Here is a 13,481-nt window from a genome sequence, read left to right on the forward strand (position 1 = left end):
AACTGTTGGTTTTCTTTGCGTAATTTAATTAGTTCTTTTTCTTGATCAGTTCTATTATCTTTTGCTTTAAATGAACCTGAATTCTTATAATTTTTTACCCATTTATGAACAGTTGATCTGGCAATATTATATTCTTTAACTACTTCACTTGGTTTTTTACCATTATTAACTAATGAAACTATTTGTTTTTTGAATTCATCATTATATCTTTTCGGCATGATATACCTCCATATTATTGATTTTATTTTACTATATTATATCATGTCCGAGAAATTTCTGTACAATTAATTATAACCGATCCATAGAGTCTTTTAACATTTCTTTTAAAGTAGGAATCTTTCCCCAGTTACTATATGTCCCTCCATTTGTAAAGTATGCTTTTTTATATGGAAATAACCTTGATATTATTGGCTTATAATATTTATTTATCGCTCTAGAAACTTTATTACTACCATATTCATCATAAAAACCTTCACCATACTTAACTCCACCAGTCTTTACTGTAAATATAAATTCTTTATCTGTTTTTGGATTGCAGTAAGCTATAGTTACATCGTTCTGGTCAATATGTCTTATCTTTTGAATCTCAAATTCTTCGTTATAAGCTTCTTCTAGGTAGTTTATAATCTCCTTTGATAGCTTTGGATAATCCTCCATAGGATAATTCGTTGAAGTATTACACCCACTTACTATTGTTAGTAATAGCAAAATGCTTATTACTAATAACACTTTTTTCTTGGTTTGCATCTTTTTCCTCCTCTTTACTTAAGCTTAAAATCTTAATATAACCACAAAATATTGTAGCTTTATTAAGACTTTAAACTGTGAAAGATTTTAATGATCTTAATTGTTAATTGTCAACTGTTAATTGTCAATTATCACTAGTCTGTGTCTAAATTGTTTCAATGTCTTAAATATAATCTGTTCTCTGCATTTAAAGTATAAGCCAAAAGGGGTAATCAAATTACCCCTTTCAACTTACTTAATTAACCTTACTCTGCAGCCGCATAGCCGCCTTCCATAGTTACTAATTCATTCTTATCCTTTTTCTGCTTAAGGAACAAATCGAATGTACCTATACCTTCAGTGTGACCAAAATTTTCTTCATAGTCGACTATAAAAGCATTAGGTAAAGTAACTTTTCGTACTACCTGATCTCCTGCTATTACCTCTAAAATAGCATTTCGATAAGCATCTGCTTTTTCAGCAGTTACTAAAGACCAATTTGCTACCTTCTGTGTGTCATCTGGTTCTCCTTCTACGGCTGTAATAATCTTGCCTTTTACCTTTAATTCCGTGCCAATATCTGTAGCTTTGGCATTAGAACCATCAGGTGAATCTGACTTATACGATGCCGTCGTAATATTGTCCTTTTCCAACAGAATAGTCTCACTTTGTCCTTCAATAGTTAATCTGAATCCCATGAAAATTCCCCCTTGTTAGGTTTTTTATTTATATCAATACACCTTAAGATGTATTAATATACTTTAATTAACTTAAAGACTTATATTTAAATGAAGTCTTTAATTTAACTGGCATTAGCACTTGTGCTTTTTGTAATATTAACTTCTAAATTCTTCACATTTCCATTGAAAGTAAGATCTAACTGACATGTATTGCTCTCTAAATCTATGTTATAACTTATATCATCACCATCTTGTAATATAGAATTTACATACCCAGCATTATTAACCCAATTACTCTTTTGACTCTTTGGATTATTACTAAAGAACTTAACAATCTTATCTTGTTTAAAGTCGCTGGTTTTAAATCTTAAAATCCTTTCTATATAAGTACTTACTAACGTTTTATAAATTGAATCAAATCCATACTCAGTCATCTCTAAGCTCCTAGCTTTATAAACAGTTAACCTTTTAATTTCTTTTCCATCTAACTGTGCATTTTCTGATGAAAATACAAAACCAAAATCATTTCTATTGATTGAATCCTTAATTGAATTTGTAAATCCAGTTATTTCTTTAGCTAATGTTGTAGCAACTTTTAAGTTGTTATCGCCACTTTCTATATCAAATCTAACTCCTGGATAATTTTTAGATACTTTTTTAAAGTTATCTCTTAAATATTCTGGGCATTGATAAGCTGCAACTATACCAGCTGCTACATAAGAAGCATCTATGTAAACACCTTCTAACCATAATTTTAATATATCTTCCTCTTCTTTAGATAAGATTGCTCCTCCATGCTCTGTCTTAGTCATCTTCCTATCTAAAACTACTCCAGATTTATTCTTTGGTATTACTGTAAAGTTTGGAATACAAGGGATTATATATTCACTATAATCCTGACGAGTTAATTTTTCAGTCTTGTCTATATATTTTTCTACTCCCTTAGTTGCCATATCATTAAATGTTGTCTCTTCATCTGCTTGAAAATTAAAGAATATCTGTATTTTATATTTCTTTGTTGTATCAAGAATAGCTGTTAATGATTCCATTGTCTTTCCTTCTTTTCTTTTGGTCTTATCTGTTCCTTTAAATCTAACTCTTCTAGTCTTTACTTGATTCGATCCTTCTAATTCTATTCCAGGAACTATCCCAAACCAAATTGTTTCAGAAAAGTTATTTTTAGCATTTACAGTATTTAAGAAAGTCTCTAATCTTGGTTTATTATTCGCCTTAACAAGCATATCTACTTTACAGTTACTAACTAATAACTTTGGAGTCATACCTCTATTTTTAGTATCATATTGCTCAAAAAACATTTTTACACCTAAAAGCTTCTCTACCAAAGGCTTAGCAGCCTTTACAAAATCATCTTTTGAGCTTTTATAAAACTCAAGATAATTATTATAATTCGCCACTTCTTTTTCAACATTAATATCTGTTGTTGGAGAAGATATAGGCGCAAAAGTTCTTACTACTAAATCCTTTACATAAGGAGTCGGAGTCTCAGTTATCACCTCATAGTCTTCTTCATATATTTCAATTAAATCATTTGTCTTCTTCTCATTTTGCACCGCCAATGCCGTCTCCTCTTCTTCTGGAGCTTCTAAAATTTTAAGCTCCCCTTGATTATCCATAGTAAGAATTCCAATCTCTATTGCTTCAGCTTCTGATTCTTCTTGACTTTCTCCTAATAAAAGTCTTGTCTTGATATCTTCAATTGCTAAAGGTAACATACCCAATACATTATTATAATTCTGACTTGCTTCTTCAAACTTTATATTTAATTTGTCTCCTAAATCTAATTTTTTAGGATCTTCATCATCAAGTTCTTCATGCTTACCGTATAGATAATTTATCTCCTTTCGCACCTGCTTGATATCTTCCATCACCTTCTTAGGAGAAATCATGTCTAAAATATTCTCAAATTTAAAGTCCACATTCTTACTTCCTTGACTCTTTTTAGTGTCTATTAATGTAAATAGCATCTTTAGAAAATCATTATTCTGATCCAATCCTATTTCTGTTATGCAATTCTCAGGTATTCCTTGTGGTTTTACTGACGTATACATTACCTTCTGATTTGCAGCGTTATAATAGGAATAAATTTTAGGACTAAATTTTTCAAGAAATTCCTCAAAGCTTTCAACTAATAAATGATCATTAATTTCATTTATTTTGTCATCGTCTAAACTTTCTACCCCCTTTACATCTCCTACTAAAGTAATTAAGTCTAATTTTTCAGGATTCACTTCTTCAAAAAGTATTGTCCTATTTGTTTGATTAATAATTTTAATCTCCTCCTTTCGAATTTTAAAATTTAAGTAAAATTATTTAATTCACTTAAATGAATTGTCAATTAAATCCATTTATACCCAATTCCCAATTAGTATAACATACGATTCTCAAAAAATTCTCAAATAACCATGATTACCAACCCATTTTCTAAAAATAATTTCCACAAAATTATTTTATTTAATAGCAAAATGTGTTAATTTAAACTAGATTAGGAAGTGATTATCGTTTTTTCTACATCTTTTTTACTTGTTATACTAAAAAAACTATATTATTTAAAAAAACATAAGTAATAACTTATAATAAAATAATATCTATTATATTTGTATATTTTAGAATATAAAAAGACCTACCACTAATTAGTGGTAGGTCTTAATCTTAATTATCTATTTAATTATTTGCTAATGCCCTAATGAAACTACCTACTCTTTGAATAAATTCATCTTTATTGTCTGAGATTAAATCTAAATTATCTTCTATCTTTTGAATAATAGCACTTCCTACAATAGCTCCATCGGCAAATTGACCAACCTCACTTACATGCTCTGGCTTAGAAATTCCAAAACCAACTGCTACTGGAATGGAGGTTAAGCTTTTAACCTTTTCTACAATTCCTTTAACTTCTTTAGCTACTTCTGTTCTAGCTCCTGTTGTCCCTGACGTCGATACAGCATAAATGAAACCAGAAGAAGCTTCAGCTACCTCTTTTAATCTCTTTTCAGTACTAATAGGAGTTACAAGTAAAATAATATTTAACTCAGTACTATATTCTCGTAATTCTTCATCTTCTCCTAGAGGCAAATCAGGAATAATTACTCCATCTACTCCTACTTCTTCACTCTTATTAACGAATTCTTCAACTCCATAACTAAAAACTGAATTATAGTATCCCATTAAAATTAATGGAATATCACTCTCCAATCTAATCTCCTCTACTAACTCAAAAATATCATTTAAATTAGTACCATGAGTTAAACTTCTTTTACCTGCTTTTTGAATTGTTGGTCCATCTGCTAAAGGAGTTGAGTAAGGAATCCCCAATTCAATAATGTCGGCACCCTTTCTTTCAGCCTCCAGCACTAATTCTTTAGTTAACTCCAGATTAGGATCTCCAGCCATAAGGAAAGGGATAAAAGCGCTCTGCTCCTTTTGTTTTAATCTATTAAAGGTAGCAGCTATCCTACCCATTTAAATTTCAACTCCTATTCTATCAGCTACAGTATATACATCTTTATCTCCACGTCCTGATAAGTTAACAATAATAATCTGATCCTTATCTAATTTCGGTGCTAACTTTTTAACCTGAGCTATAGCATGAGAACTTTCTAATGCAGGAATTATTCCTTCAACTTCCGAAAGTAATTGGAAGGCTTCCACTGCTTCCTCATCTGTAACTGCTACATATTCCGCTCGACCACTATCATTTAAATAACTATGCTCTGGACCAATACCTGGATAATCAAGTCCTGCTGAAATAGAATGTACTGGCATAATCTGCCCACCTTCATCTTGTAAAACATAGCTTTTAAAACCATGTATAATACCTTTATCACCTTTAGTTAAAGTAGCAGCATGTTTATCAGTATCAACACCTAAACCAGCTGCTTCTACTCCTATCATCTTGACATCTTCATCATCTACAAATGGATGGAAAAGTCCAATGGCATTACTTCCTCCCCCAACACAAGCCATTAAATAATCTGGTAGCCTTCCTTCAGCTTCAAGTATCTGATCTCTTGCCTCTTTCCCGATTACTGATTGAAAGTCACGAACCATTGTCGGATAAGGATGAGGGCCAACTGCTGAACCAAGTAAATAGAATGTGTCATCTATTCTTTCTACCCATTTTCTAATTGCAACATCAACCGCATCACTTAACGTAGCTGTTCCTTCAGTAACAGGAGTTACCTTAGCTCCTAACAATCTCATTCTAAATACATTTAAAGACTGTCGCTCCACATCTTCAGCACCCATAAATATCTCACAATCCATACCAAACATGGCAGCCACCGTCGCAGTTGCTACACCGTGTTGTCCAGCCCCGGTTTCAGCAATAACTTTTTCTTTCCCCATTCTATCTGCTAATAAAATTTGTCCTAAAGTATTATTAATCTTATGAGCTCCCATATGGTTAAGATCTTCTCGCTTAAGATAAATTTTAGCTCCACCTAACTTTTCAGTCAATCTCTCAGCATAATATAACGGATTAGCTCTCCCCACATACTGCTTCAAATAATACTCAAATTCTTCTATAAATTCTGGATCATCCTTATACTTTTCATAAGCTTCTTCTAATTCTTCTAAAGCTGGAATCAATAATTCCGGTACATACTGTCCTCCAAATTCACCAAAAACTCCCTTTTTACTTGCCATTGTTATTCCCCCTTATTTTAGTAAATACTTCCTCCACTTTTCCTAAATCCTTTAATCCCGGTGCCCGTTCTACACCGCTGCTAATATCAACTCCATAAGGACTTACCTCTTTAATCGCTGTACTTATATTCTTTGAATTTATTCCACCAGCTAAGATCACCGGCCCTAACTTTTTAGCCTCTAAAGCTAAATTCCAATTAAAAGTTTGACCGGTCCCTCCTAAATGATTTGGATCATAAGTGTCTAATAAATAACCATCTACATTATAGTTACTCAACTTCTCTAAATCTATCTCGTCTTTAATGCGAAAAGCCTTAATTATCTTCTGTTCTTCAAAGCATTGACAATACTGTGGGCTTTCATTACCATGAAACTGTAATGTGTCTAGGCCACAATATTTAGCAATCTCCTTAACCATCATCATCTCTTCATTAGCAAAAACTCCCACTGTATTAATAAAAGGTGGTAACTCATTAATAATCTCTTTTACCTGTGTTGGTTTTACCTGGCGTGGACTATTAGCAAATATAAAACCTAAACTATCAACACCTACCTTTGCAATCTGCTTTGCATCAGCTAGATTAGTAATTCCACAAATTTTAACTCTAGTCATCACCATCAACACTCTTTCCTAATAAACTACATACCTTCTCTTCTAAATTATCACTTCTCATTAACGACTCACCAACCAAAACTCCATCTATACCTGCAGTAATTAACCTTTCAATATCTTCTCTATTAGAAATACCACTTTCACTAATTAAGATTCTATCTTGAGGTACCAATTCTTTTAACTTTAAAGTCTGTTTTATATCAGTTGTGAAGTTCTTTAAGTTTCGGTTATTAATACCAATAATTTCAGCTCCTACTCTCGTAGCAGTCTCCAATTCCTTGGCAGTATGCACCTCTACTAAAGATGCCAATCCTAATCTTTTAGCTAAATCTAATAATTCTCTTAGCTTATTCTCAGTTAATATATTAACTATCAACAATATTGCATCTGCTCCAAAGACTTGTGCTTCATAGACTTGATAAGGATCAATAATAAAATCTTTTCGCAGCAAAGGTAATTCTGTAACTTTTCTTACTGCCTGTAAATAATCTAAACTACCTTGAAAGAACTTTTCATCAGTCAAGACAGAAATAGCTGCTGCTCCTTGTTGACTATATACTGTAGCTATCTCTATTGGATTAAAAGCCTCTTTAATTAACCCTTTAGAAGGCGAAGCCTGCTTAATCTCTGCAATCAAACCCACTTCTGGCGCAACTAAAGCTTCTTTGAAATCTATAATATCATTATGAGGTCTTAATCTTCCCTTTAATTCAGCTAATCCTATTATCTCTCTTCGTTTATTCAATTCTTCTCTAGTGTTAGCAACTATCTTCTTTAAGAACATTTAGAACACTTCTTTTGCTGAGAATGTTCAATTAATTGATTTAATTTAGCTAAAGCTGCTCCAGAATCTATTACTTCAGCTGCCAATTCTATTCCTTCTTCTAAGTTACTCACTTTATCTGTTACTAGGAAGGCAGCAGCACTATTTAATAAAATTATATCTCGTTTAGCTCCAGATTTACCTTTTAGAATATCTAGTGTAATTTGAGCATTCTCTTCAGCCTCTCCACCTTTAATTTCCTCTACTTCTGCAACTTTTAACCCATAATCTCTAGGGTTAATAGTAAAGTCCTCTACTTCTCCCTCTCTTAAATAACTGATCTTTGTCTCGCCTAAAATTGAAATCTCATCTAATCCCCCGGCTCCATGTACTACAAAAGCCTTCTCTACTCCTAAATTTCCTAATACTTTAGCTAATACTGAAGTTAACTTAGGATCATAAACACCTAAGACCTGTCGCTTAGCTCGAGCTGGATTAGTCAATGGACCTAAAATATTAAATATAGTTCTAGCTCCAACTTCTTTTCTAGGTTTAATAGCATGTTTCATAGCCTTATGAAAATTAGGAGCATATAAAAATCCAATACCTATTTCATCTACTAACTCAGCAACTTCTTTAGCTGTTAAATTCAAATTAACCCCTAACGATTCTAAAACATCTGCACTACCACTCTTACTAGAGACTGACCTATTTCCATGTTTAGCCACTGGCACTCCAGCACCAGCAACTACTAAAGCAGAGGTAGTTGAAATATTAAAAGTACCAACGCCATCGCCTCCAGTACCACATGTATCAACCATCATTGGTTGCTGCACTTCAATATTGGTTGCTTTTTGACGCATAACTTGAGCACAACCGGTAATCTCTTCGACTGTCTCTCCTTTCATTCGTAAAGCAGTTATAAAACTGGCTATTTGTGCTTCAGTTGCACTCCCAGTCATCACTAAACCCATAGCCTCTGCTGCTTGTTGTACACTTAAGTTTTCTTCTTCCATCACCTTTTTAATAAAACCTATCATTACTCTCATCTCCTCTCATCCTAATCTCTACTCTTCTCATCTCTACTACTTAGCTAATTCAATAGACCTTAACAAGGCTTGAGCTTTATTCAAAGTCTCTTGATACTCAGCTTCTGGATTAGAATCCGAAACGATTCCAGCTCCAGCCTGAACATAAACATCTTGATCTTTAAAGACCATAGTCCTAATCGTAATACAGCTATCTAGATTTCCATTAAAACTAAAATATCCAATGGCTCCAGCGTATGGACCTCTTTTGGTCGGTTCTAATTCATCTATAATCTCCATAGCTCTAATCTTAGGAGCACCAGAAACCGTACCTGCTGGAAAACAAGATCTTAAAGCATCAAAGTCACTTGCATCTTCTCTTAACTCACCTCTTACATTAGACACTAAATGCATTACATGCGAATACTTCTCTATCTCCATAAACTCATTTACTTCTACACTTCCAAACTTACTTACTCTGCCAACATCATTTCTGCCTAAATCAACTAACATAGTATGTTCTGCTCTTTCCTTCTGATCATTTAACATCTCTTTAGCTAATTGATTATCCTCTTTTGTATTTTTACCTCGAGGTCTAGTCCCAGCAATCGGACGATTCTCCACTACTCCATCATCTACCCTAACTAACATCTCTGGTGAAGAACCAATTAATTTAAGTTTATCAAAGTTTAAATAATACATATACGGTGAAGGATTCACTCTTCTTAAAGTCCGATAAACATCAAAAGCATCAGCTTCTGTTGTTGTCTTTAATCTTTGTGAAAGAACTACCTGAAATATATCCCCAGACTTTATATACTCTTTAGCTCTCTTAACTTTATCCATGAATTCTGCTTTAGTTAAATTAGATTCAATCTTTCTTTCACTTTGATCATTACCATTCTCCTCTTGACAATTATCATCATTACTTCTAGATAATCCATTTTCTAACTTAGCCTTAATTTTCTCTATCTTATTGACTGCTCTTTGGTACTCAACCTCTGGATCATCTTTAATCAAAGTATTAGCAACTATCTTGATCTTATGTTTAACATGATCAAAGATTAAAATAGTATCAGTTAAAGTGAAGATACTATCTGGCACATCTAACCCTGCTTTTGTCGATAACTCTATATCTTCAAAGGAAGTAATTAAATCATAGCCTAAATAACCGACAGCACCCCCAAAGAATCTTGGTAACCCTTCAATTTCTGCTAACTGATATCTTTCTAGTAGCTCTTTTAACTTATCTAAAGGATGCTCAGTAGTATATTCTTTAACTTCCTCACCCTCTTCTATCTGTACAACTCCATCTTGATAACTAAAGACTAAAAATGGTGACCCGCCTATAAAAGAGTAACGTCCTACATTCTCTCCACCTTCTACACTCTCTAATAAATAAGAATATTCACTATCGCCTAATTTCTTAAAAGCAGAAACCGGAGTCTCCATATCAGCTACTACTTCACAATAGATTGGAATTAAATTCCCCTCTTTCGACTTCTTAACAAATTCATCTTTGGTTGGATAATACACTTATATCTCCTGCTCTGAATTACTAGGCAGTAACTTTAAATTTCTAACCAACTTTTGAAAAGTAGGTAGATCTAATGACTGTTCCCCATCGCAGAGGGCTTGCTCTGGATTAGGATGTACCTCAACCATAACTCCATCTGCTCCAGCTATTACTCCGGCTTTAGCTAATGGAGTAACCAATTCACTATGTCCTGTAGCATGACTAGGATCAATAATTATTGGCAAATGACTCAACTGTCTAACTACTGGTACTGCACTAATATCTAGAATATTTCTTGTATACTCTTGAAAACCTCTAATTCCTCTTTCACAAAGGATTACCTGTTGATTCCCATTCCTTAAAATATATTCAGCAGCTAATAGCCATTCCTTAATAGTAGCTGTCATTCCTCTCTTTAAAAGAACCGGCATATCAACTTTACCAACTTCTCTTAATAAGGGATAGTGCTGCATATTTCTTGAACCAATCTGTAAAATATCAGCATATTCAGCGACTAAATCTATATCTCTCACATCCATGACTTCAGTAACTATTAATAACCCAGTCTCTTCTTTAACTTCTGCTAATAATTCTAATCCTTCTTTTCCTAAACCTTGAAAAGAATAAGGTGAAGTCCGTGGTTTAAAAACACCTCCACGCAATATTTCACCTCCGGATTCTTTTACTGTTCTAGCAGTAGTAAATATCTGCTCTCTATCCTCTACAGCACAAGGACCAGCCATAATCACTGGCTTTCCTGCACCAATCTTAACTCTATCAATCTCAACTATACTCTTACTTAGCTCTTCTTTTCTACCAGCTAAAGGATATAAATCTCTAGCAAGTTGACTCATCTCAGCTCAGCTCCTCTCTTCTTATTTCTCATCTCTTACTAAATCTATACTATAAAATCAAAAAAAGCCAGGCTCACTTGAGCCTGGCTTACATTCGTTAGCTAACATTAGGTTAATAATTAGTATTTAGTGATTAAATAATGAATAACTATAATTTCATAATTAATATCTTGACAATTAAATATTAATTATCCAACAATCCATAATTACTCATAATTTAATTATCAATCACTAATACTTAAACTAATTACTAACTCTGCTAAACTCATCTAGGCTCAACTCAACTAAACTCATCTCTATTCTCATATTAAATTTTAAAACTATATCAAATTCTAAACTCTATATCTAAGCTCAACTATCTAATCTAAATACTACATTTTAGCTAAATTCTCTAACTTCAATTAAGTAATCTATATTTAATAATTTAAATTCTTTATTCTCCTGATTCTACCTGTCCATGTTCCGTAATAATCTCTGCTTTACCACGAACTTTAATTGCTGATGTATGCTCAGTAAATTGAGCAATCATCACCTCACCTCGGTCTAACTTTTCTGTATGATGAAATTTTGTTTGCTGTCCTCGGGTTAAACCAATAATTGTTACTCCATTTTCTAGAGCTTTAATCATTATATAATCTTGCTTTCCTTCAATATTCATTATAAGCCCCCTTGATTACAACTTATTACTATTATAATAACTTACTATAATTAAAGTGTCAATAGTATTCTGGAAAATTCTCTATTTTTAATGGCAAAAAGATATTATTTTTCTTCTAATCTTATACTTCTCTTTTATCTAAAAACCAGATAGATAGAAAGCCCAATATGAATCCAACGAACTCCATCACACCGAGTTGATTTGGAATAACAGTTCTAATAGAGCCTAAAATCAATCCTGTTAAAAAGGCCATTAAAAATGAACGCCATTTAGCTAAAAGATAAGATAATAACCAAGAGAATCCTAATAACCCTACACCTACACCTCCACCAAAAGAGAATAAAACTAAAATGTCAAAGTTAATAATTGCTTGTAAAACATTCTGGTATAGACCTAACATAATTAAAAGAGTGCCACCACTAACTCCAGGTAATATCATTGCCACACTACCTATAGCACCACCCCAAAAGAACTTAAACAAAGAAATATCAGCTCTACTAACCACCGAATCAATATCTATTGAATAATGGTAAGCGATTATCAACCCTAAAATAAATAAAATTATAGTCTTTAAATTTAAATCTTCTATCTCTTTAGCAGTTACCTTACTTGAAGTAAGGATCAAACCTAATAAGAAAGCTACTGTAAATCCTGGCTGTAGCTCTAGCAAATTGACTATTACTTTAGAACCACCTATTACTCCAATAATAGCTCCAAATAATATCGGAATTAAAACCGTTAGATTTATCTTCTTAATACCATTTACCAACTGATCATATATTCCCAATATCAAAGCCATTGTTCCACCACTAATCCCTGGTAAAGTATTGGAAATGCCAATAGGTATCCCTTTAATTACTAACTCCCAAAATCGACTCATATATTCACCTCTACTATTAAATATCTTCTCAGATAACAATAATAATCTAATTAAAAAACTTCATCGAAAAATTCCTATCTATCAATCATCGAAAATTTGGTCTTTATATTTATCTTCTAAAAACTTTAATAATTTCTTTTCTTTTTGATAATCACTAATAGGTTTTGCCGGTGAACCGATAACTGTTAACCCTTCTTCTACCTCTCCTTCAAAAGGAACTACTGCACCAGAACCAATAGTAACTCCCGGTTCTATTCGAGCAGTATGAACAATAGCATTAGAACCAACCATTACATTTTTGCCTACTTTACCACCTACGATTGCTCCACTACCTACGAATGTACCATCATCTATTACCGTCGAAATCACCTGTCTATCACTAGGAGACTCTAAATTAGCTCTTTTTCTACCTACATTAAAGATTCTAGCTAAAGGACCAATTCTTATTTTATTTTTAATAGTAATATTGCTTTCTAAATTAGCCGCGGTACCAATCGAAACATTGTCACCAATCTTAACATCGCTTCTGATTGTTACATTTTCTTCAATATTAACATTATTACCAATTTGAACATTATCACCAATAATAGCTCCAGTACCAATATGGCAGTTATCGCCAATAGTAGTTCCTGTTCTAATAATTACTCCAGTACCTACAAATGTATTCTGACCTACTCTAACTCCTTCATGCAAAATAGCATTTCCTACTACTTGACTACCTTTATCTAAAAAGACTCCATCATATAATTCAGCTAAAGAACTAACACTAGCACCTTCTGAAAGAGTTACTTTCCGTACAGCCTTTTTTGCGACCTGATCCCTAAAATTAGATACTGGTAAAATAGTAATGATAGGGTCCATACAAATATTTTTTATTAAATCTAAAGTTTTATCTAACTTCTCCTTAGCAACTATAACTGCAAACTCAACTTTTCTGCCTTCTAACCCTCTAACTACTTTAACGGAATAATGAAGAGCGAATTCTGAAAATTTCTCTCTTAATCTATAACCTAGTGTGCCTCCGACTGTAATTATTACCTGATAATAATCTGCTTTATACTCTTCCACATATTTCCCTCCTATCTGACTATTAGCCCT

General features: G+C 32.8%; 14 protein-coding genes. All 14 read right to left on the bottom strand.

Annotation, left to right across the window (positions count from 1 at the left end):
- Positions 1-218: transposase (locus B5D41_RS01375; RefSeq protein WP_143555632.1), on the bottom strand; the 218-nt coding region annotated here is incomplete at its 3' end.
- Between the two features lie 70 nt (positions 219-288).
- The gene (locus tag B5D41_RS01380) at positions 289-747 is read right to left on the bottom strand and encodes a hypothetical protein (protein ID WP_078808814.1); all 459 of its coding nucleotides are present in this window, start codon (positions 745-747) and stop codon (positions 289-291) included.
- A 245-nt stretch (positions 748-992) separates the two neighbouring features.
- Positions 993-1,424: a membrane-associated protease 1 gene (locus tag B5D41_RS01385; protein ID WP_078808815.1), complete on the bottom strand. Its 432-nt coding sequence runs from the start codon at positions 1,422-1,424 to the stop codon at positions 993-995.
- A gap of 104 nt (positions 1,425-1,528) precedes the next feature.
- Positions 1,529-3,700: a transcriptional regulator gene (locus tag B5D41_RS01390; protein ID WP_078808816.1), complete on the bottom strand. Its 2,172-nt coding sequence runs from the start codon at positions 3,698-3,700 to the stop codon at positions 1,529-1,531.
- A 388-nt stretch (positions 3,701-4,088) separates the two neighbouring features.
- Positions 4,089-4,886, bottom strand: a complete 798-nt coding sequence (gene trpA, locus B5D41_RS01395) for a tryptophan synthase subunit alpha (protein WP_078808817.1) — start codon at positions 4,884-4,886, stop codon at positions 4,089-4,091.
- The gene (gene trpB, locus B5D41_RS01400) at positions 4,887-6,071 is read right to left on the bottom strand and encodes a tryptophan synthase subunit beta (protein ID WP_078808818.1); all 1,185 of its coding nucleotides are present in this window, start codon (positions 6,069-6,071) and stop codon (positions 4,887-4,889) included.
- Positions 6,061-6,684, bottom strand: a complete 624-nt coding sequence (locus tag B5D41_RS01405; protein ID WP_143555633.1) for a phosphoribosylanthranilate isomerase — start codon at positions 6,682-6,684, stop codon at positions 6,061-6,063. The genes trpB and B5D41_RS01405 overlap by 11 nt, the downstream gene beginning before the upstream one ends.
- Entirely contained in the window at positions 6,677-7,468 is a 792-nt protein-coding gene (gene trpC / locus B5D41_RS01410) for an indole-3-glycerol phosphate synthase TrpC (RefSeq protein ID WP_078808820.1), read from the bottom strand. The genes B5D41_RS01405 and trpC overlap by 8 nt, the downstream gene beginning before the upstream one ends.
- Positions 7,459-8,487: an anthranilate phosphoribosyltransferase gene (gene trpD / locus B5D41_RS01415; RefSeq protein ID WP_078808821.1), complete on the bottom strand. Its 1,029-nt coding sequence runs from the start codon at positions 8,485-8,487 to the stop codon at positions 7,459-7,461. Before trpD ends, trpC begins: the two co-directional genes overlap by 10 nt.
- 45 nt (positions 8,488-8,532) lie before the next feature.
- On the bottom strand, positions 8,533-10,011 hold the full coding sequence (gene trpE / locus B5D41_RS01420) for an anthranilate synthase component I (protein WP_078808822.1): 1,479 nt from the start codon (positions 10,009-10,011) through the stop codon (positions 8,533-8,535).
- Entirely contained in the window at positions 10,012-10,845 is an 834-nt protein-coding gene (gene aroF, locus B5D41_RS01425) for a 3-deoxy-7-phosphoheptulonate synthase (protein WP_078808823.1), read from the bottom strand. It lies immediately after the preceding gene.
- A gap of 433 nt (positions 10,846-11,278) precedes the next feature.
- Positions 11,279-11,503, bottom strand: coding sequence for a trp RNA-binding attenuation protein MtrB (gene mtrB, locus B5D41_RS01430; RefSeq protein ID WP_078808824.1), 225 nt, complete (start codon positions 11,501-11,503; stop codon positions 11,279-11,281).
- Between the two features lie 121 nt (positions 11,504-11,624).
- Positions 11,625-12,383: a DUF368 domain-containing protein gene (locus tag B5D41_RS01435; RefSeq protein ID WP_078808825.1), complete on the bottom strand. Its 759-nt coding sequence runs from the start codon at positions 12,381-12,383 to the stop codon at positions 11,625-11,627.
- Positions 12,384-12,464: 81 nt separating this feature from the next.
- Positions 12,465-13,451 carry a DapH/DapD/GlmU-related protein gene (locus tag B5D41_RS01440; protein ID WP_078808826.1) on the bottom strand — a complete coding sequence of 329 codons (987 nt, stop codon included), beginning with the start codon at positions 13,449-13,451 and terminating at the stop codon, positions 12,465-12,467.
- Between the last annotated feature and the right edge of the window lie 30 nt (positions 13,452-13,481).

The sequence above is a fragment of the Selenihalanaerobacter shriftii genome, assembly GCF_900167185.1.
Lineage (GTDB): Bacteria > Bacillota > Halanaerobiia > Halobacteroidales > Acetohalobiaceae > Selenihalanaerobacter > Selenihalanaerobacter shriftii.